The 21,164-nt window shown below is 32.4% G+C and carries 16 protein-coding genes; 5 read left to right on the top strand and 11 right to left on the bottom strand.

The features are described from left to right. Positions 1–204: 204 nt before the first annotated feature. The gene (locus FJ651_RS07835) at positions 205–969 is read right to left on the bottom strand and encodes a hypothetical protein (RefSeq protein ID WP_140989958.1); all 765 of its coding nucleotides are present in this window, start codon (positions 967–969) and stop codon (positions 205–207) included. 1,096 nt (positions 970–2,065) lie between these two features. Here FJ651_RS07835 and FJ651_RS07830 point away from each other — a divergent pair. The 4 genes from FJ651_RS07830 (at position 2,066) to FJ651_RS07815 (ending at position 7,313) form a co-directional block, all read left to right on the top strand. Continuing rightward, complete coding sequence (locus FJ651_RS07830) at positions 2,066–3,109, top strand: sugar-transfer associated ATP-grasp domain-containing protein (protein WP_140989957.1); 1,044 nt, start codon at positions 2,066–2,068, stop codon at positions 3,107–3,109. A 10-nt stretch (positions 3,110–3,119) separates the two neighbouring features. Next, entirely contained in the window at positions 3,120–4,400 is a 1,281-nt protein-coding gene (locus tag FJ651_RS07825; RefSeq protein WP_140989956.1) for a phenylacetate--CoA ligase family protein, read from the top strand. A 325-nt stretch (positions 4,401–4,725) separates the two neighbouring features. Next, entirely contained in the window at positions 4,726–5,427 is a 702-nt protein-coding gene (locus FJ651_RS07820) for an acetyltransferase (protein ID WP_140989955.1), read from the top strand. 434 nt (positions 5,428–5,861) lie between these two features. Continuing rightward, entirely contained in the window at positions 5,862–7,313 is a 1,452-nt protein-coding gene (locus FJ651_RS07815) for an MBOAT family O-acyltransferase (RefSeq protein WP_140989954.1), read from the top strand. Positions 7,314–7,335: 22 nt separating this feature from the next. Here FJ651_RS07815 and FJ651_RS07810 read toward each other — a convergent pair whose 3' ends face one another. Further along, entirely contained in the window at positions 7,336–8,295 is a 960-nt protein-coding gene (locus tag FJ651_RS07810; RefSeq protein ID WP_140989953.1) for an SGNH/GDSL hydrolase family protein, read from the bottom strand. A 397-nt stretch (positions 8,296–8,692) separates the two neighbouring features. Between FJ651_RS07810 and FJ651_RS07805 the strand changes: the two genes are divergently transcribed. After that, complete coding sequence (locus FJ651_RS07805) at positions 8,693–9,832, top strand: ATP-grasp domain-containing protein (protein WP_140989952.1); 1,140 nt, start codon at positions 8,693–8,695, stop codon at positions 9,830–9,832. 63 nt (positions 9,833–9,895) lie between these two features. Here the strand turns inward: FJ651_RS07805 and FJ651_RS07800 are convergent, their stop codons facing one another. The 9 genes from FJ651_RS07800 to FJ651_RS07760 form a co-directional block, all read right to left on the bottom strand. Then, positions 9,896–10,531 carry a hypothetical protein gene (locus FJ651_RS07800; RefSeq protein WP_140989951.1) on the bottom strand — a complete coding sequence of 212 codons (636 nt, stop codon included), beginning with the start codon at positions 10,529–10,531 and terminating at the stop codon, positions 9,896–9,898. A 76-nt stretch (positions 10,532–10,607) separates the two neighbouring features. Beyond that, positions 10,608–11,771: a GNAT family N-acetyltransferase gene (locus FJ651_RS07795; RefSeq protein ID WP_140989950.1), complete on the bottom strand. Its 1,164-nt coding sequence runs from the start codon at positions 11,769–11,771 to the stop codon at positions 10,608–10,610. Between the two features lie 199 nt (positions 11,772–11,970). Then, a complete protein-coding gene (locus FJ651_RS07790; RefSeq protein ID WP_140989949.1) occupies positions 11,971–13,140 on the bottom strand; it encodes a GNAT family N-acetyltransferase in 1,170 nt (389 codons plus the stop codon). Positions 13,141–13,256: 116 nt separating this feature from the next. After that, positions 13,257–14,414: a GNAT family N-acetyltransferase gene (locus FJ651_RS07785; RefSeq protein ID WP_140989948.1), complete on the bottom strand. Its 1,158-nt coding sequence runs from the start codon at positions 14,412–14,414 to the stop codon at positions 13,257–13,259. Then, a complete protein-coding gene (locus FJ651_RS07780) occupies positions 14,414–15,658 on the bottom strand; it encodes a GNAT family N-acetyltransferase (protein WP_140989947.1) in 1,245 nt (414 codons plus the stop codon). Before FJ651_RS07780 ends, FJ651_RS07785 begins: the two co-directional genes overlap by 1 nt. A 10-nt stretch (positions 15,659–15,668) precedes the next feature. Further along, on the bottom strand, positions 15,669–16,709 hold the full coding sequence (locus FJ651_RS07775) for a peptidoglycan bridge formation glycyltransferase FemA/FemB family protein (RefSeq protein ID WP_140989946.1): 1,041 nt from the start codon (positions 16,707–16,709) through the stop codon (positions 15,669–15,671). 371 nt (positions 16,710–17,080) lie between these two features. Further along, complete coding sequence (locus FJ651_RS07770; RefSeq protein WP_140989945.1) at positions 17,081–18,301, bottom strand: hypothetical protein; 1,221 nt, start codon at positions 18,299–18,301, stop codon at positions 17,081–17,083. 11 nt (positions 18,302–18,312) lie between these two features. Beyond that, a complete protein-coding gene (locus FJ651_RS07765; protein ID WP_140989944.1) occupies positions 18,313–19,854 on the bottom strand; it encodes a M14 family metallopeptidase in 1,542 nt (513 codons plus the stop codon). A 1-nt stretch (position 19,855) separates the two neighbouring features. Then, positions 19,856–21,154 (bottom strand): porin family protein, encoded by a 1,299-nt coding sequence (locus FJ651_RS07760; RefSeq protein ID WP_140989943.1) that lies wholly within the window; start codon positions 21,152–21,154, stop codon positions 19,856–19,858. Positions 21,155–21,164 lie beyond the last annotated feature (10 nt).

The following is a 21,164-nucleotide window of genomic DNA, read 5'->3' as shown; positions in this document are numbered from 1 at the left end:
AATACTCTAAAATCTTCTGCCATCTCCCGAAGGCGCACTTATAGGTCAAAAACAAGGCGCTAGACTATGATAAAAACCCTACCAACCAAAGTCGTTCTTATTTCTGTGAAATCTGTGAGAATCTGTGAGAATCCGTGATAAATAAAACCCGTGAGAATCTGTGAGAATCTGTGGTGCAACAATAATCAGTGCCAATCAGTGCAATCAGTGAGAATCCGTGATAACAAAATCACAACGCACCCCAACACCACCCATCGGGTAAATCTCATCCGTACCATCCGGCCGTTCAATAATTTCATAATAACGCACTCCTAATACCACCACACCATAATGACTAATAGGCGCCACCAAGTCGGGCTGCAAGCTAAAACTAGCTGTGGTATCCAAGGGTATAAAATGAGTGGTCGACAACCGCAAATCGGCCTTTAAAGCCTTAAAGTCAAAATCAAGCACGCCCATCATAACACCCATATGTGTGGCCGTTTTGGGTGCATTCTTGTCACTTGCCAAAAAATCACTCACCGTTATGGTTTGTGTCCCGGCATCATACCGGCACTTGCTGTGCAGATAATTTATAAAAGGATGTTTCGGAGTCAACTCAAATTGCCTGAGTAAGCGCTGTCCCTTAATAGTTTCCAATCCCTTAACCACACGTCGCTCACCACGCACCGATGTACCGTCCAGATCTTTCAATTTCGTAAACAGTGTCATCATTCGGCTGTGTAGTGTACTGTCTTTATGACTCGTAAAAAAGGGTAAAAAGGCTCTCAGGTACTGCTTTTTCACCTTACTGCAATGCCCAAATTCACTGGCGTTTTCACGCACGCGCTGCATAGTAGGCTTGGTTTTAATAGCCTCACTGGTAAATCCGCCACCGGCTTCACGTGCCAAAGCTTTATTGTTAGCAATATAAAAATTTACACCGCCAAGGGTTCCGGTTAAAGTAATAAGTCCTTTCTGTTTTGCCATAATCAGGAGCTAAGGTAATACTTTTCTGGTAGATTTCCTATAATTATAGTGTGTATATAGCGTAAGTATAGCGTATATAAAGCGTATAATATTAATAGATACTCGCACACAGCCCTGTGTCCAGCCCGATATAGTGTTGTCACAATCACCCCGCATGATAAACAGCTGCGCAATTTAAACCAACAGTGTATTGTATAAATAAAGCCATACCATACACAAGATCTTCATATAATAATATATGCGTTATCCCAATGTCTATCGAAGTGGTGAAGTTCATTCAAAGGTCTCCGTAATTTACTCTGTGCCCTCTGTGCCTCTGTGGTGAACAATCAATCCAAAGTTAATCTGCGCAAATCTGTGCAATCCGTGAGAACCCAACATCAAAAAAAATGGTGAAGCTCATTCAAAGGTCTCCATAATTTACTCTGTGCCCTCTGTGCCTCTGTGGTGAACAATCAATTCAAAGTTAATCTGTGCAAATCTGTGCAATCTGTGAGAACCCAACATCAAAAAAAATGGTGAAGCTCATTCAAAGGTCTCCCAAATTTACTCTGTGCCCTCTGTGCCTCCGTGGTGAACAATCAATCCAAAGTTAATCTGTGCAAATCTGTGCAATCCGTGAGAACCCAACATCAAAAAAAATGGTGAAGCTCATTCAAAGGTCTCCCAAATTTACTCTGTGCCCTCTGTGCCTCTGTGGTGAACAATCAATCCAAAGTTAATCTGCGCAAATCTGTTCAATCTATGAGAACCCAACATCAAAAAAAATGGTGAAGCTCATTCAAAGGTCTCCCAAATTTACTCTGTGCCCTCTGTGCCTCTGTGGTGAACAATCAATTCAAAGTTAATCTGTGCAAATCTGTGCAATCTGTGAGAACCCAACATCAAAAAAAATGGTGAAGCTCATTCAAAGGTCTCCCAAATTTACTCTGTGCCCTCTGTGCCTCCGTGGTGAACAATCAATCCAAAGTTAATCTGTGCAAATCTGTGCAATCCGTGTCAAAACAAATCTCTAAACGAAGATTAATATTTATTATCAATCAACTTCCATACATTTGTGTAGTTGTATTGGTATCTAATTTAATCTACAGCAACTATGATTTCGAGAATCTTACCATTAAAAAATTTCTTTAAAGATCCCAATAAGAAAAATGGGATTACCATGCTAAAAGAAATATTTATGTATGGTTGGGTGAAAAAAGAATGGCCTACTGATTATTTTAGAAAGTTTTTATACCGAAACGAAATAACAGATATCACCTCTTACCTAAGTTTAAATGAGTATTTCAGCATTATTAAATCCAAAAAAATATTGGTTCGGGATATGGCTTCAATTCTCGAAAACAAGTTGAGTTTTTCGTTATTTGCCAATTACCACCATTTGCCTGTTCCAAAAACGATTAGTTATAATATTAATAAGAACGTTTATTATAACTCTCAGGTTCATCATATCAACACCAACACTGAATTAATAAGTTTTTTCTCTAAGGTTTTTAACGAAACCCATGAAATATCTCTCTTTATAAAACCCATAAGTGGCATTGGTGGTAAAGGTTGTATCCTGTTAAATAAAGAGGAATTAGAACAGCAAATTCTAAAACACGGCGATGAGCTCTTATTAAACAATTTTATACATCAGGAAAAAATAAAACAGCACGACGGCATTTCCAATATTTATTCTAACTCTATAAATACCGTTCGCATCAATACCTATTTAGACAAACATGGGAAATGTCATATTATTTCGGCCCTAATGCGATTTGGATCAGGTAACATGGTAACAGATAACGAAAGTTCGGGAGGGTTTTATATTGGAATCGACCTAGAAAGCGAAACGTTAAAAGGTAAGGGAATGCAAAGCATGGAGAAGGGAGGAATGGTTCATGACCAACATCCGGATTCTAAAATAGTTCTGGACGGTTTTAAGGTGCCTTTTATTAAAGAATCGCTACAATTAGTTAAACAAGCCGCTTTGATGATTCCAACACGTATTATTGGTTGGGACGTTGCCATTACCCCTAAAGGCCCCATCATCATTGAAGGCAATTCAAATACATCGCTTCATATGGCCGATGTTGCTTTTGGAGGTTTATGTAAGCTACCTATAGTTCAAGAGATTTTAAAAGAAATAAAAGATTAATTTTAGAGTGATGGCGTTTCAAATGAATTTGAGAAAAATATTATTTCACGCCCTCGATACGCTGAAAGGTTCTAAACAGAGAAAACACCTTAAAGAAATTCAACAAATTATCGGGAGTGGACAAATAAATACCTACCAACTTGAAAAAATATTAGAGTACGCCCACAACACCACTCCATTTTATCAAAGTGTAGACTTAAGCAAAGGCTTAGAAGGGTTTCCCGTAATTAATAAAAATAGTATCAAAGCTAATTACACCAATTTTCAATCCACTACTTTCAAACATAAAAACAACCGAATAGTAGCTACCAGTGGTTCTACCGGAACTCCTTTTAAAGTAGTTCAAAATAAGAATAAAGTATCCAGAAACGCGGCCGATAATCTTTATTTCTCTCAGCTTGCAGGCTATACCTTAGGTAATAAATTGTATTATTTTAGAATGTGGAATGCCTTTGAAAAAAAAGGTTTACTATCCAGATGGGCATTAAACATGGTGCCAGTAGATGTTTTTGATTTAAAAGACGATTATTTAAAAACCTTCTTTGAAAAGTTACGGCTAAATAAGACTGAAAAAAGCTGGTTGGGTTATGCCTCAACCTTCGAAACCTTATGCAAATATTTAGACAAAACAAATGCGACTCCTATAAATTGTAATTTAAAATCGGTCATTGCAATTTCCGAGAGTTTAGCGCCTTACACAAAAGAAACCTTAAAAAAATATTTTAATGTGAATACGGTCTCAAGATACTCAAATGTAGAGAACGGTATCATCGCACAACAACTGCCCAACACCTCTTATTTTTTAATCAATACCGCAAGTTATGTGGTAGAGATATTAGATATTAACACTAACAAACCTCTCCAACATGGCCAAACAGGTCGTATTGTAGTGACCGATTTATTTAATTACGCCATGCCTTTAATTAGATATGATACCGGCGATGTTGGCGCTATGAAATTAATAAACAATCAATTAGTATTAACAAGTGTTGAAGGCCGAAAAATTGATGCCATCACCAACACCAAAGGCGAGATCATCGCCAATAATATTTTGTTATTGTTAAACAAGTACCACGAATTAAACCAATGCCAATTAATTCAAAAAGCCGATAAGCAATATCTTTTCAAAATAAATATTGACGGACCATTTAATAACGAAGCTAAATTTATTGCTGAGTTTAAGACTTACTTGGGGTCTGATGCCGTGATAGATATAGCCTACGTCAATGAAATACCCTTATTAGCATCAGGTAAACGACGCGTGATGGTGAATGAAATTAATCAAAGCTAACTAATCACCCATGCATTTGTAGTGCCGCATAAAATTGAAAGGAATTTTAACGTTTTTATGTGTTAAACATCCGCATATACTGAATAACACAAAATTTTGCCTTAAATTTACTATAACATCTATAACCTTTTGGCAAAAGGGTCGCCTAAGTTGAGGTATGTTGTGCAAACATCTCTATGTATAAAACACCGTAACTTACGTATGATATGTGATGTGATAGTAGTAATTGAAGTTCACAAACTGAAAAGGGTACAAAAAATGTGGTATAGTGCAGAGAACTGAGGTATTTACTAATTGATTGATTGATAGCTAACATAAACTACTTATGTTAAAAAATAATTCAAATATAGTTCTAATAGGAGCTTCAGGTCATGCCAAGGTTGTAATAGATATTATTGAAAAGTTAAACCGATTTACCATTGTTGGTTTAATTGATTCTTTTAAACCAATTGGTACTCAAATTTTTGAATATAAAGTAATTGGTACCGAAGATGATTTACCCGAACTCACTAAAAAGTATCATTTTAATGCCGGTATTATAACCATAGGCGATAATTGGATACGTAAAGTTATACACCAAAAAATAGAGAATTTAGTTCCTGAATTTGAGTTGATAACCGCGATTCATCCGAGTGCTGTGATCGGTAAACAGGTTAAAATTGGTAATGGTACCGTGGTTATGCCGGGTGCTATCATAAATAGTGCTGCAAAAGTTGGCAAATGTTGTATTATTAACACCAAGGTATCGTTAGGGCATGATAGTGAGATGAAAGATTATTCCAGTTTAGCTCCCAACGTTACAGTTGGCGGAAATGTTTCTATTGGATCTTACACCGCTATTTGTATGGGAGCTAATATTATACAAGATATTTCAATAGGTAAGCACTCCATAGTAGGTGCCGGAGCTTTGGTGAACAAAAATATTGAAGATTATAACCTGGTGTACGGGGTTCCGGCAAAGTTTATAAGAAAAATCAGTAAAGGCGAAAAGTACCTCTATCCCGCGAGTGATTATGTGAAAAGGTGAAAGATAAGGTCAATTATGAATATAGCTTTATTGGAGATGTATTTTTTAAAAAACCCGAACTAGATAGAAGAGAAATATAGGATAAAATAGTGTTAAAAACTTAAACAAGATAATTTATAACCTTTCTCAAAATAAAGTTGAGGCGATGTTTGCCCTAATTTATTTAGTGAGTTATACGATTTTGAAACATGACCTCGTCTAGTGAAATTATTAATAATAAAATCAATTATTGTTACTTTTAATTTAGCTTTGTACTTATTAAATAACGTATTTAAAGGCCTCTAGTTAAGAGCCTTTTTAGTTTTTAATCTGCTATTTTAAAAATAATAGTAATATTTAGCCCATCAAAGATTTTTTTTGATGTCTGGATAAAAAAAGTAGAGTTTTATTCATATAAAATTTTAATTTTAAAAATTAATTTTTCATAGGGTTACATGGTTTTTAATTCGTTAGATTTTTTTATATTCTTACCCATTGTATTTACACTTTATTGGTTTGTATTAAAAAGGAGTTTAAAAGCACAAAACTTTTTAATTCTTATTGCCAGTTATGTATTTTATGGGTTATGGGATTGGAGATTTTTATCTCTAATATTGCTCAGTTCGATAGTCGATTACCTTGTAGGCCTAAAAATTCATTCTTTTGAACAAAAATCCAAACGAAAATTATGGTTGTGGGTGAGTGTTATTTTTAACGTTGGACTTTTAGGGTTTTTTAAGTATTACAATTTTTTTGTTGATTCATGGATAGATATGATATCATCTTTTGGCTACGAAATTAAAAGTTCGTGGACATTAAATGTTATTTTACCGGTTGGTATTTCTTTCTATACTTTTCAAACCATGTCTTATTCCTTTGACATCTATTATAAAAAATTATCACCTACAAAAGACTTTTTATCCTTTGCCACCTTCGTTGCTTTTTTTCCTCAATTAGTTGCAGGACCCATAGAACGAGCATCTAATTTATTAGCGCAAATAACAAATAAGCGAACTTTTAGCAAAACCCAAATAGTCTCAGGGCTTAAGCTTATACTATGGGGGCTATTTAAGAAAATAGCAGTAGCAGACGCCATTGCACCAATAGTAGACGATATATTTTCAAATTATTCTACGTACCCGGCTTCTACACTAGTATTAGGGGTTACCTTATTTAGTTTCCAAGTATATGGAGATTTTAGTGGATATTCAGATATAGCTATAGGCACATCCAAGCTTTTTGGAGTAGAACTTATGTCGAATTTTAAATTCCCTAATTTTTCTAGAAATGTAGCAGAGTATTGGCAACGATGGCATGTGTCTTTATCTACATGGTTCAGGCACTATGTATATATTCCGTTAGGTGGCTCAAGAGTTAGTAAATTGAAATCGGTAAGAAATATTTGTATTATATTTTTAGTAAGTGGTTTTTGGCACGGTGCTAATTGGACTTTTATTTTTTGGGGTGGTTTTCATGCCTTGGCTTTTATACCCGTTTTTTTAATGAGTAGAAATACTATTTACAAAGATTCTGTGGTAGGAGAAAACTCTATTTTTCCAAGTTTCATTGAAATCGGTCAAGTATTGTTAACCTTTGGGATTGTTACGTTTTCAAGAATATTTTTTAGATCAGAATCAATCTCTGATGCTTTTGGATTTATAAAACAAATAAGTTCAAATTTTACCTATGAAACCTATCAGCATCCTATGGGTTATAGAATGCTGGATTACTATATTTTAATTGCACTATTTGTTTTTTATGAATACCTCATTAGAAAAGACGAACGTTCACCTTTTGAATTTAAATCCAGAGTAGTTAGGTTTGTTATATATACCCTTGTAATTTTAACGATGTTACTCTTTTATGACGATGGTGTTGATCGATCGTTTATTTACTTTCAGTTTTAATGAAGTATTAAATTTTGTTTTGTTATGGGCTGTTTTTTCGTATGTAATCGGCTATAACCGATGCCATAATATCCCTGCCATGGTTATTCCAGTGCATATCATAAATTAGGGTTGTTGGAGTTTTTGATTTTTCAAATGCTTTTCCAAAGTCGATATAGTTGTAATTTAAAGAATCACAGTACTTTAAAAATTGTTCGCTTGTGGTTCTTACATCCAACAAAAACGAAGTTTTAGTTTTGTCGAAGTCGTATAAATCAATTAATGTTTTAAAATTATTTAAATATCTTTCATTACGTTCAATAATTATATCCTCATTTTCTTTTTTAGAACTAACTTGTTTTGGATTTTTAATAAAGATCAACCGTGTTTTAAGTTCCCTTAAAGGTTCTAAAGCGCCAATACCATCCATATATGACAATAGTTTGACATTCTTCTTAATTTTAGAAAACATAAAATATTGAGAATCTATCCAATACTGATCCGGTTCGTAAAAATCGCGTTGTAAGTCATTTTCAAATTTTAAATAAATAATGATTTTATCTATTTCATCAAATTTGTCTTTATAGGCTTTTATAAGATGTAGTTGATCTGCTAAATCATACCCGGAATGACCATATTCAAAAACGTTAACACTGTCATTTAATTTTCTTTCAATTTTTTTGCCAATAGATCTATAGTAGTTTTGATGAAGGCCTTCGATAAAAGAATCTCCAATAAGCGCAATATTTGTCTTATTCTCTGATGGAGTAAATTCACGATAAGAGTTAAAGCCGGATTTATTGATTTGAAATTCAGCAAAATTCATTCTTCTATTTCCTATAGTATAGTACCCATTCTGGTTGGGCGCATAAGTTTTAACATTTAAATCATTTATAATAAATTGGGGGTATTCTTGATGTAAGTGAAATACGCGGACTATTATTTCTAAACAGATACCAATTAAGACCGCGTAAAGAATAAATTTAAGAATTAGTGATTTCATGATAAAAATATGTTGTACTAATCGACTATAAAGTTAAATAAAAAAGTATTTAACTCGTATTCATAATAAGATGTATACATAAAAATCCTTTTTACATATTTAATATCTCAGCTAACACAGATAAGAAATATTCGAAATTTGTACAATAAAAACAAATCAAAAGTTAAGGTCTAGAATATTGTCATTAACTAATAGGTTAACTTATGTTCGCAAGTTTCTCACGAAACTTACTGTTAATATGGTAATTATTGTTTTTTAAAGAAAATTTATGTGATTTAAAGGTTTTTTTATTTTTTGTTAAACTTAATAGCCATATTAGTACTTTTAGATGTTTTAATGTCAATTAGATAATTAATTTTTATTTAAATATTTTTTAATCTTTTTCAATTCTTATTTTATGAAAGAGAAGTATTCCGTTTTAATACCAGATGGAGACAGTGATCTCCTTATTGTTGTGATACATTGTTTGTCTCAAAACAAAGGTTATAAATTGTTTGTTGTTTTAAGTGAAAAGCATAAAAATAAAGAAATAACGCATTCTAAGTATATAAATGAAATATTTGTAACTGAACCCCTTAATGAGTCTAATGAAATTGAGTGGATTAAAAATTTAAATACGATTGCTGAAAAGCATCATATTGATATTATTATGCCAATTGATGTATTTGCTATTAGATGTTTGTTAAAAAATAGAACATACATTAAAGATCCCGATAAATTAGGCTTATTGCCCCCATTAAAGAGTTTTGATAAGGCAGATCACAAGGGAGAGTTATCTAAGTTACTTTTAGATATTGATTTACCGGCTCCCGAAACATTATTATTTGATAAAAACGAAATTTGTGAACAAACTCCTTCATTTGGTTTTCCGGTAATTATGAAGTTATTTGAAGGTCATATTGGTGGTGGTAGTGGAATACAGGTCTTTAATAATAGTGAATCTTTAAATCTATTTTTTAAAAATAATACTGTAGTAGGCCCTTATTTAATTCAGAAATATATAAAAGGCTACGATATTGATTGTAGTGTATTATGCAAAGATGGTGACATATTAGCTTTCACAATACAAAAGGGTACAATGAAAGGAGTAAGTGATTTTGTGCCTCAAGTGGGTGTTGAGTTTTTATTTGAGAAAGATGTATATGAGGTTGTAAAAAAATTAATGAAATCGCTTAATTGGTCAGGTGTTGCCCATGTAGACATGCGTTTTGATATAACAGATAAAAAATTCAAAGTTATTGAAATCAACCCTAGATTTTGGGGGTCAATAGACGCATCGCTAATTGCCGGTGTTGACTTTACATATTTTTATTGTATCGCAAGTAAAGGGATTGTATTTGAGATACCTAAATATAATCACGTAAAATATTTGAACTTATTAGGTTTAAAAAGAACAATTAAACAGAACAAGTGGTTTCTTTTTAACCTAAAATTTTTACTTAACAATACGCCCTTAAAATTTTTTATAAAAGACCCAAAACCTTTTTTTTATATTCTCTATTCTAAACTAAAAAAGGATTTACAAAACAATCATTAATTTTAAAAAATAAAATTGAAACGAGTTCGTGAAATTTGAAGAAGCTATTTTTTTGTAAATATTTTAAGCCTGATTAATAGTTTTATAATTCTCTAACACTAATCTATGCGATGCTATTGTATAAAACAACATCCAGCTGATGATGCCTAAAAATTTAAAACCGTCTTCAATTAAATATTGCAATCCTTCGCTTTCAAATATGATATCAATTATAACAGATGTACCTAAAAAGAAGAACGCTAAGCTTATGAAGATATAGTTTTCTTTCATAATTGTAGTGTAAAAATTTAATAGGTACCAAATTGAAAATATAGCATAAGAAAGTAGCACAAAGTATTGGGCAAAATCATGTTTTACTATGTAATAGACAGCAAAGTCATGAAACATAAAGAAGTCGTCTATTAGAAGTATCGTGGTAAAAACACCTGAATAGAATAAAAAAACTGCTTGCTTTTTGCTGCCAAACGACCAAAGAAGTCTTCCTGAAAATAAACAGATGCTAGCAGTTGTACACCAAAAAAGAGCACCGATGTTTGAAATTACTCCATTAAAAGGATTTGATTTATAAATATATGCCGGGTCTCCTGTAAATTTTTCATATGGTATATTGTAGGTTTTTCCTAGAACAAAAACCACTAATAAACAAAAAATTCCAAGCGTATAAATTAAAGTGGCGATAAACTTATATTTTTTAGACATGGTTCATTTTAATTAAGTATTGTTAATTGAAATATTCATTGGTTTTATTGAAATTCTATTCCCAAACTTCACGGTGTTAATGAAGCGTTAATTTTTTCACTACTTCCTTACCTTCAAATATATATACTTTTTTATAATTTATTTCTAAAATTTTTAAATCGTTTACATGTTCTTTGTTAGAATATAAGAAATCATTGATAGGTTTTCTTAAAAAACTCAATTCAAAATTTTCTGTTTGAAAATCTATCTCATGAAAATTATTATTGATAAACTCAATGGATTCTATTGTGTAAGAGGCTTCAATAAAATTATTTTTAGGTTTCAAGTACTTGTTTTTTAAATACTTTAACTTGTCGTCTAAATTTTTAGATTTCAAATAATTTTTAAATTTGATTTTTCCAATTTCAGCCCTGGCTAAGAGCTTCTGTCTTGCATTATTAGTATAAAAAATATGGTGTTCAAAGGCATATATGAGGGTGCTCCACCTGCGTTTATATTCTAAATCGCCATAAGCCATATCCAGCATTTTGTAATTGTTATTAATAGACCATTCAAGCAATTTGTAAATAGAAATGTTTCCTAAGGCAAACTTGGCGTAATCAATATCATATGAAGGAATTGATACAAAAAGAATATCGTCAAAATGATAATTGATACAAACATGAACAGGTACCGTATTATTGTAGATAACGAATAGTGATGCTTTTCTGTTATTTATTAACTCATAGGTTGTGGATTCATAATGCTTCCAGTTTTTTAAAAATTTATTGTCATCGTTTCTTTGATTAAATCGTGTGGTGAGCATACTATGCAGCGCATGCATTAATATCTGATAGTCATTTTCAGAAATAGACCCGTAAAACATTTTATAACCGGCATTGAAACAGGTCTCAAATCTCGATACAAACCTTTTAATATTGGCTCTAAAACTTTTACTGTACTCCTTTGTAAAGAAAGTTTCAAAATGGATGTTTTCTTTTAAAACAATGGCATAACCATTAATTTTATCTTGAGATACTTTAGATACATAATTATTAGGCTTTAGGCAGAATGTTGGTTTTAAATATAAAGGAAAGAGTTGCACAGATACCACGTGCTCCGGGTAAAAGAGATCGTTGTTATTGTATAAGTGAGAGTTATCGTGGCGAAATTTTAAACTTTCGTATCCACTTAAAACATTATTTTTTTCGGTTATCTGAAGGTAAAAATCTTCTTTTTTTACAGAATTTAAAATACTCATAATTTATCATGCGTATAAATTAATTGTTTTGATTTTAATATAATAAGGCTTTTACCCTTTAAAACAAAAATATCGGCCTCTTTATAATTTGCAAATAATGATATGATTATTCTTAAAATGAATGTGATTTCATAAAAATTATTATAATTTATCTTTGGATAAATATATTGCTTTATCATTTTTCAATATTCAGAGCTTATCATGTTGTAGTCTTAATTTTTAATAAGGATTTTTTACCTTTTATAACATAGGTGTTTTCAGCAATCATGTAAATGGTAATATCGTTTATGTGCTCGTTACTATTAAACAAACTGTCATATACTGGGTTTTTTAAAAAAGTATTTGTTTTTAAATCAATAACAGCTGCATTATTTAAATTATAATCTGCATCGTTGCTTAGGTTTTCTAAAGTAAATAATTTATGATTGCTAGTTTTTTTGATTGTGTTTTTCGAATATTTTAACAAGTACTTTGTCTTTAAAATCAATTCATCCAACTTTATTTTTTTTAAGAAATTTTTTACACTAAGTTTATTTTTTTCCGCAATAAATAAGGTTTTGGATAGGATACTCCCTTTTTTGTAAAGCAACACATATTGTATGTTATAGAAGGTATTACACCATTTCTTTTTGTAATCTAAGGTGCCGTTACCTAAATCTAAAAATTTGTAATTGTTATCGAAACACCATTTTAAGTGTAAATAAAGGTCAATGTGGCCTAAGCCAAATTTATAGTAGTTGGTGTCGAAGCCATTTATCTCTGAGAATAGAATGGTGTTAAACGTATGATAATTTAAAGTGATATTTATAGGCGTGTCTTCGTTATATATTACAAATAACGAAGCTTTTTTATTGTTTATTAAATTAAAAGCAGGTTCAGTTTTTTGATCCCAATTAATTAAATAGCTATTAATTTTTTGTTTATCATTAAATCTTTTAATTAAAAAGTGATAAAGGCTTGACATTAAAAATGTAAATGTTTCTCTCGAGATCTGCCCGTGATAGTAGTTAACTTTTATATTGAATGATTGGTTTAATCGGTTCCAAAAACGTTGTAAATTTTTTCTTGTATGTCTACTTAATGTATTTTGAAGGTACGATTCTAAGGTGTCATTTTCATTAATAGTGATACCAGAACCATCTAAATTGGTATTAGTAATTTTAATTTCTTTAAATAATTCTTTATTCTTAAAGTTTAAGTTTACATAGCTAGGCACTAAGCTAATTGTAGTTACTTGGTTTTTCGATTTTTCACAAATATTACTATTATCAAATGTGATATTATTAAAAGTAACACTTTCAACATTTTTAGGGATCATTTCTTTTTTTAAAAAATCCCAGATAAACATCTCTCTTTTAATAAAGGTCATTTAAAGAATATATAATTTTAAAATAGTTATTTTTTCGAACACCATATACAGGCGTTTTGTGAGTTTTAGAATTCCACATGAATTGCTCTCCCTTGGTTTATGACATATTTTAGTAATTAATCAATTTTAATTTTTATTTGATTCTTAGCTCCTTTGATGATATAGATATTCTCTTTGTCTAGTGCAAACACTTGTACATTGTTAATATGTACATTATTTGAGTATAAAAATTCGTAAACGGGTTTTTTGATAAATTTATACTTATCATCATTCATGTTAATTGGACATAAGTCTGTTTCTACACTGTCATTGTTTAATATATGATAAGCTAATACTTTAAGCTTTTTTTTCCTAAGTGTATAATTCTTTAAGTTTCTATATGTTCTGTTGATATTTTTTTTTATCAAATAATTAATCGTCTTAAATTTAATTTTAGTAAACGTTCTATAGATAAATGTTAAGATATTTTCGCTTTTATAAATAATATAATTATTAAAGTTATAGGTTATATTGCACCATAAGCGTTTATGACTTAAGTCGCCATAACCCATATCTAAAAAAACAACTTGATTTAAATAGCACCAATCAATCAATTTATAAATGATGATATTCCCAACACTAAATTTTGAGTAGCTTAAATTATAAGATGCTATAGCGCTGTATAGTATTGAGTTGTAATGATAATTCAAAGAAAAACCAATAGAGTCTTTATCACTTAAAACAACAAAAAGAGATGCTTTTTTCTGAATTATAAGTTCGTAAGTGTTATTTAAATAGTATTCCCAATTCTCTAAAACTTTATTTCTATCGTTTCTTTCATCAAAACGAGCAATCAGCATTTGGTGAAGGGAATTCATGTAATTGTTATAATCATCTTTTGTAATGTTTCCATAATAAAACTTATAAGTAATATTAAAACATGTTTCTAATTTTTTAATAGATCTTGATAAATTTTTTTTGTAGTTAGATTTTAATTGAGCGGCAATAAAATTTTCTAAACTGGTATGTTGGCTTAAATTTATAGCAAAACCATGTTTTTGAAATACCTTTTTTTCAATGAATCCTTCATTAGTTTTTATATTTAAATAATCTGGAACTAGTTCAAAAGAATAGATGCAATCAAGATCTGATATTATATTTTTTCCGAATAAATTATAAGGGGTGCTTTTTTCATTAGAATATTTATTGGACACAATTTGTAACAAAGAAGAAATTTTCTTACGTTCAAATAAGTTTTCATAGAAATTTTCTTTATGTAGTTTTATAAAACTCATTAATGACTAACAGATAGTAATTGATAGTTATGTTTTCCTTTAATTAAATACAATGTATTGTTTTGATTAGCTATTTGATATAGTTTTATATTTTTTTGATGCTCGCTATTTAAAAACTGAAAATCAACAATATATTTTTTTAAATATAATATATCGTCGGTTAATTCAATTTCTTGTAAATCATATTTATTGATTTCTTCTTTGTTGTGTGGTAGAATTTCTACCTTAATAGGATTGTTCTTTGAGCCCCGTTTTAAAGCAAAAGTAATTTTATGGAGTTTCTCATTGAATTTTTTATCTCTTAAATACTGTTTTGTTTTAAAAGTCAGTGCAATAGTATTGGCGAGTAGCGAAGCTTTTAGAGATTTTGTATTGTAAAAAATATGGTATTCAAAATCATATTTTAAATCGCTCCAACTTTCTTTATAATCAAAATAACCTTTCGAAAAGTCAAATATTTCATATTTGCTATTAAAACTCCATTCCAGCATTTTCAAAATGGAAATTTTTCCTATATGAAATTTGGTGTAATCAATATCAAATACTGTAATAGCGTCAAAAATAATATGTTCAGAAAAATATAATAGCCTTACACTTATAGGTACGTCATTATTATAAATAACATGCAAGGCAGCCTTATTTTCTAAAATAAGAGGATAAACCACAGCTTGATAGAAACGCCATTCTTCAGGGTTTAAGTTATTGTTTGTTATTTGTTTATCTTCAAAACGTTTGTTGAGTAACTTATGAAAATGATTAAAAACGGTGTCGTATTCCGTTTTTTCTACAGAATTACCGATCAACATTTTCTCATCGATGTCAAAACAGGTTTGCAAACGCTTGTTATAACGTATGAGTTTTTGAATACTATTTTTACTAAAAGTTTTTTTTAAATAGTTTTCAATACCAGTATATTGGTTTAAATGAATTAAAAATCCCGGGTATTGTTTAATTTTTTTGATTACAAGATTTTTTGGAATCTTAGTGGTTTTGGCTTGTGCATACGTTGGCACGTCGTAGATCAAGCACACCTGATTTTTGAAATTGTTGCCAATTGTTTCTGTTATTTCGTAGGTGATACCTTTCGTTAAATTTTTTCCTGTATTGATAAATAATTCACCTTTAGATTTAAAAAAATGAAGTCCGTTTATGGGCTTGAAGTTATAGGTCGTTGTGTTGATATTAAAATTTTTACACCAAACCGATATAAAAAGACTTGAGGTAAAAGGATTATGTTGAATCACAATGTTTTTTTTAACTTGTTAAAACACGTCTGTAACTTGGAAAGTAATCAGGATCCGGCTGTAGCGGTAATTGTTCGACGTTCAACTTAGTTTCTAAGTCTTGGTATACTTCGGGGTTGACAATGTATTTCCAAAGCTTAAAGGGTTTTATATCTTTCGAGAATTTCGATTTAAATCTGAATAAAGAATCATCTTTACTAGCCCTTCCGCCACCAAGGTTAAAAAATTGAAAACCTTCATTTGTGGCTTTAATTCTTGAATAGTCGATTAAAAATTTTACGGGGTTTAAGTCTTCAAATAATTCATTAGTTCCGGAAAGGTGGTATTGAACGATCTCATCAGTTTTTATAAATAAGCCTGCAGAAATAATTTCATCAGTTTCTTTAAGCTTACATAACAAGAGTTCTGTTTTAAAATCTTCACTCTTTAAAAGCTGTTCAAAATAATTAGTGGAAAAAAAGTAGTACTTGTTAGCCTTAACTCTTTTCATATTGTTATAATACAATTCAATGAATTTGTCTAAATCCTTAGGAGTAGTGCCTTCTTCAATGTAACAGTGCTTTTCTGCTTTATTCAAATAGGTTTTTAGTCTGCGACTATAGTCTAATTTTTGTGCTTCTAACGATTTTGTAAGGTCTATATAAACAACATTGCCCGGACTGGTAATTTGTCCGAGCCCATAAAGAATGGTTTCTTGATAACTTAAAAACGGATGTAATCTGGAAAAAACAGAAACAATCTTGGAAGTATGAAACAAGTTATTAAGCTCTTTCTTAAAATTTAGATGATTGAAGTTTTTATTATTATTTGCAGTCAAAACACCTGCGTAACCATATACTGAAGTAGCATCGCTATAGTCTGTGTCTTCTATAGGCCTCAACAATAACGGCAACAAAATGATATTATCTTGATAATGATATTTAATTAAAACAGGATTTTCGTTATGTTGTTTTGAAAGGTGATGGTAATGATAGGTGTGATAAAAATCTGAATGGTCGGCAAGTTTTAAGGCTTCATCCCACTGAGATTTATCGGTAATTACCTGGATCATTATAATTTGTAGTTAAGTGAATTAGCTCGGAATTAGTCCAATGTCAAATTTACTCAATAATTCGAATAGCTGATAAATAATTTAGACCAATTACCTAAATATTATTTCAATTACTTGTTTTTTAGATTATAAACCACTGGAACTATTGATTGGTTTAAAAAATTATGATGTTATTATAATTAAAATAGAATTCCATTCGAAACAGTAGTTCCGTTCTGGGTACTATCAAATAACTCATATTAAAAATCTGTAAGGCTATGGTATTTCTTTACGCTGTAATACTACTTTGGGCACTTCTGAAAATTAACGGCATAAAAAAATCTGCCTTTTTTAAGACAGATTCTTTTAAATTAGGTTTAATATTTAGCAATTTAAAAAACTATCTGAAACAACAATTCGCCCGTAGTAATATTGTTACCCTGCGCAAAATCTGTAGTGCTAATGGCGGCTTGTAATTTTAGATTATTACCGTCAAAATATTTGGTAATACCAAAGGTATAATTGCTAAATTCCGATAATACTGAAGCGGCATTGTTATTAAACTCCGGGGTTGAATTTTCATATCTAAAATCAAAACTTAATCCACCGGTGGTAACATAGCCTGCCTGTGCCGTAAAACTATCGCCTAACACCAAGAACTCACTAATTTGTGTTGGTGCTAAAATAGCAGTGGCATTTTGGTCTGTGTATAATCGGTCTAACCCTGAGGCTGCGGCATTGGTGTATTCAAACAGCGCAGAGAATCCGCGATATTTCAAAAGTAAATCGGTATAAAACTGAGAATAATCGGGTAGTTCAATGTTGCCGTTTAAATCGTACAGTAAGAAATCGCCATGACCTTCGCCGGCCGGATGACTGGCGCCGTTATTCTGACTCACGGCTGCACCTACCAGTAGTTTAAGCTGTTCTTCGCGTTTCAAATCGGCTGTGTACAAGTCATTTCCTTCTTTAAAAGCACCCAACGGATACAAATCTAATCTACCGCCTATTTTCACACCTCCAAAATCGGTGTCTCTGGAGTCGGCACCAAACGAATTTCGGCCATCACCCGATGTTAAAGAGGCCTTTGGCGCAATAATAATACCGTTACCAACTTCAAAATTAGTTTCAACAAACAAACCAAACTCTCTACCGGTTCTGCTGAAGGTTCTGCTACTCAAACTGCGGTCTGTAAACTGCAGTCTGTCTTCTCTGTACAGCATTTCTCTGTTGTTTACAAAATTTTGTTTTTGTCCTGCCGTAACGGTTAACCATGAAAAAGGGTGATAGGCAATCCATGCGTCTAATAACGGGTCTCTGCTGCTAAAGTCTGTTTGAACCAAAAAGCTCACTTTTTCCTTAACCGCTGTGCCACCTAGCATAAAAAACGACCGGCGCGCGTTGAAACGATAGTCTGCATCGCTGCCTTCTTGCTTATCGTAAGATACGCTGGGCTGAATGAAACCACTGATGAAAAATTGATAATCGCCATCGTTTAAATTAAAGGTAATGCCTTTGCCCAGCTCAAAATTGGCGGCGTTTTTGGGTTCTTTTTCCTGTGCTTTTAGTGCGAAGGTGCAAATCAACAGGGAAATACAAATTAGATGTTTCATGGTTGCTTATTTTAATTTGTTTTAGAGAGTCTGTATATGGGTAATTCTTGATTCAATTCTGTTTTTAAAACACCAAAGCTTACCACGCTGTTAGGCGCTTCGGGTTCTAATATCTCGTAGACCAATCCAACATTTTTTTGATGGGTACTTATTTTAAAGCTTCCTGCCGGAAAGGTCATTTCTTTTTCTACAACAGTCGCTTCAACGGTTTGTAAGTTCATTTTTTCATAGGTGGTTTCATCACGACTGTACGACGAAACCAAATAACTTTCAACAGTTAAAACCGTGGGTGCTTCAAGCGTTTCAACTGCTACACCCAATACTTTTAATTTCTCAATCAAATCCTTCTGCTCGGGTAAAATAATATAAGCTTCGGGTGTGTCTCTTATCAATGTCGCTGCTGACTGTTTCGAATCTCGCACCGTAACGGTCATATCTGTGAGTTCATAACTGTCTAAATCTATCACCGAAATGTCTTTTTGATACACCTTTTGCTTACTGGTTACGGTAACATTGTTGGCTGGTTGGGTGGCGGTTTGTATGGTGTTTTTAATCAATTCAGCATGGTTGTAAGCTGTTTCTATACAAGCCATTCCTACTAAGAAGGTGGTGTTGATACGACGTTTAAATGAGTTTCTTCCCAAATTAACACCCCTAACTTCAATCAAGGCCGAAATGGTATTGGTGAGCGCAAAATTGGTGGCACTGGATCTGGCATTGGTAGAGCCCATGTTAAAGTGAATATCTCCGGAATAGGTGCCGGTCGACATGTAATCGTGATGTCTTAAGTTGTTATTATCCATTGTTTTTCGGGCACTTTCTACAAATAACGTGTCAATTACTGTTCTGATGTTATCAGGTACGTTGAGATTGCTGCTGTATAAAAACATCACATCGTAAGCCGAAGTAATGCCAAAACTGCCCATTTTGGCAAAGTCTCTTCGGTAGGCATTGTATTCGTGAAAATCTAAGGCTACTTCAGGATTAAAATTGGAGTAGGCTTGTTTGATGATAACGCTTTCGGGAGCCATAAGCTTGGTCTGGTCCCTGTTCAAATCCAGGCCGTTCGCCGCATAACGATCTAACTTTAAATAACCGTCAATATTGGCCATGGGTACAATGGCAAATTCCAGTTGGTCTAACAAATACGAATAGTCAGCATTGTTAAGTAATTGGTATATGAGATACAGCACACCTTCGGTACTGGCAGGTTCGTTACCGTGTAAACCGCCTTGCAACCAGACTTTTAATTTATCCTTTTGTGAGCTCTGGTTGTGAATATAGATAATGGGAATGTCGTAACCTTTCTGACTTTTTCCTATAAATTCCACGCGAACCAAATCGGCATGCTTGCTTTTTTCGGTGTTTAAAAATGACATCAGTTCGTCATAATCGGTAAAGCCTCTTTTCTTTTGGAGTGCGGGCGTAACATTCTCAATGCTTTCGTTATCCGGAAAGAACAATTGGGTTACTTTCTTGGGCTCAGGATTGAGCTGCGCAGACAACTCTAAAAAGCTGAACAGAATAACCAATATGTAAAAATATACCTTCATTTTATAGTGAAAAAGTAAGCATGATACGTGCAATCCATTCATTACCTTCTATAGGATTGCTATTATTATCGTTAATATTGTCGCCATCTACATAAGTGATATCAGCCTGAATTTTGGCACCGTAATTTCTGGCTAAATACTGACTCACACCAAAGGTGTAATAATTAGGTCTGCTGTAAAACGTAGGGTTGTTTAAAAAAGAGTGCTCATCGGCATTAAGGTGTGTGTACCTGGCATCTAACGAAAAACCGCTTTTAAACAAATAACCCATTTGCAGGTTAAAGCCTTCGCCTAACATCATTCTTCCTTTTACGTAATTTTCAACATCGTCAATTCCATTGACCGGAAAAGTGGTTGCAATAGAACCGTCATTTCTAATACGTTGGGTAATATCATCAGGCACAGTAGCTGTGGCTTTGACAAATTCGCCCAACGCCGAAAATCCTTTGTATTTAAACAAAAAGTCAATCCCGAACTTGGTGTAATCGGGTAGAGAAAAATCATTATTATCGTTGAGATATAATATGGCACCACTTTCTCGACCACGTCTGCTGCTAATACCGTTATTATGACTAAAATTTGCACCTATCACCAGCTTTGGTGTGAGCTCGCGCATCACATCTGCTTGTCTAAATTGGCCCAAATTAGTGAACAAACCAAAGGGTAAATAATCAACTCTGCCACCAACTTTCAGGCCTCCAAAATCGCCGTTAAACACATTACCGCCATCACCATTGGTAAGCACAAAATAGGGTCTTAAATAAGAGCCGCGTCCGGTTCTGAAGTTACCGTTTACAAAGAGTCCAAATTCTCTAATAGAGGCAAAGGCTGAGGTAAGTCGGCTTCTTTCAACTAATTGTAAGGTGTTGGACAACATAAACAATTCACGGTTGTCTGTATAGGTGGCACGCTGACCAAACGAAACCGTGATGCGGTTGGTAAGCTCGTAATTAATAACGGCATCGAGTAAATAAAGTCCTTGTTGTTCTTCAAATTCGCCATTACCGGTTAAATCAAATTGAAATCTGTAACTAAAGCGCTTATTGGCGGTTTCTCCGTCTAATCTAAAACGGGCACGACGCATTCTAAAACGATTGGCAGCATTTAAATCGGCCTCAGTATATTGCTTGCTTTCAAAATAGGGTTGCAGATAACTGGTAATTTTTACTTCGTGACCTTCGTTGGTTGTTAGTCTTAAACCTTCACCAAACTGATAAGAGCTGAGTTTGACGTCCTGGCCAAAACCATACAAGGCTGAAATAAATAATGCAAAGCTGAGTAATATTTTTATTGACTTCATGTGGTTATGA

Origin of the sequence: Paucihalobacter ruber (assembly GCF_006494535.1) — a bacterium.
Taxonomy (GTDB): domain Bacteria; phylum Bacteroidota; class Bacteroidia; order Flavobacteriales; family Flavobacteriaceae; genus Paucihalobacter; species Paucihalobacter ruber.
The sequence above is the reverse complement of the archived record's forward strand: the minus strand, read 5'-3'. Positions and strand labels throughout refer to the sequence as shown.

Bases quoted from the DNA above. Each gene is read 5' to 3' on its own strand.
- FJ651_RS07835 (WP_140989958.1), bottom strand. From the start codon at position 969: ATGGCAAAACAGAAAGGACTTATTACTTTAACCGGAACCCTTGGCGGT.
- FJ651_RS07830 (WP_140989957.1), top strand. From the start codon at position 2,066: ATGATTTCGAGAATCTTACCATTAAAAAATTTCTTTAAAGATCCCAAT.
- FJ651_RS07825 (WP_140989956.1), top strand. From the start codon at position 3,120: ATGGCGTTTCAAATGAATTTGAGAAAAATATTATTTCACGCCCTCGAT.
- FJ651_RS07820 (WP_140989955.1), top strand. From the start codon at position 4,726: ATGTTAAAAAATAATTCAAATATAGTTCTAATAGGAGCTTCAGGTCAT.
- FJ651_RS07815 (WP_140989954.1), top strand. From the start codon at position 5,862: ATGGTTTTTAATTCGTTAGATTTTTTTATATTCTTACCCATTGTATTT.
- FJ651_RS07810 (WP_140989953.1), bottom strand. From the start codon at position 8,295: ATGAAATCACTAATTCTTAAATTTATTCTTTACGCGGTCTTAATTGGT.
- FJ651_RS07805 (WP_140989952.1), top strand. From the start codon at position 8,693: ATGAAAGAGAAGTATTCCGTTTTAATACCAGATGGAGACAGTGATCTC.
- FJ651_RS07800 (WP_140989951.1), bottom strand. From the start codon at position 10,531: ATGTCTAAAAAATATAAGTTTATCGCCACTTTAATTTATACGCTTGGA.
- FJ651_RS07795 (WP_140989950.1), bottom strand. From the start codon at position 11,771: ATGAGTATTTTAAATTCTGTAAAAAAAGAAGATTTTTACCTTCAGATA.
- FJ651_RS07790 (WP_140989949.1), bottom strand. From the start codon at position 13,140: ATGACCTTTATTAAAAGAGAGATGTTTATCTGGGATTTTTTAAAAAAA.
- FJ651_RS07785 (WP_140989948.1), bottom strand. From the start codon at position 14,414: ATGAGTTTTATAAAACTACATAAAGAAAATTTCTATGAAAACTTATTT.
- FJ651_RS07775 (WP_140989946.1), bottom strand. From the start codon at position 16,709: ATGATCCAGGTAATTACCGATAAATCTCAGTGGGATGAAGCCTTAAAA.
- FJ651_RS07770 (WP_140989945.1), bottom strand. From the start codon at position 18,301: ATGAAACATCTAATTTGTATTTCCCTGTTGATTTGCACCTTCGCACTA.
- FJ651_RS07765 (WP_140989944.1), bottom strand. From the start codon at position 19,854: ATGAAGGTATATTTTTACATATTGGTTATTCTGTTCAGCTTTTTAGAG.
- FJ651_RS07760 (WP_140989943.1), bottom strand. From the start codon at position 21,154: ATGAAGTCAATAAAAATATTACTCAGCTTTGCATTATTTATTTCAGCC.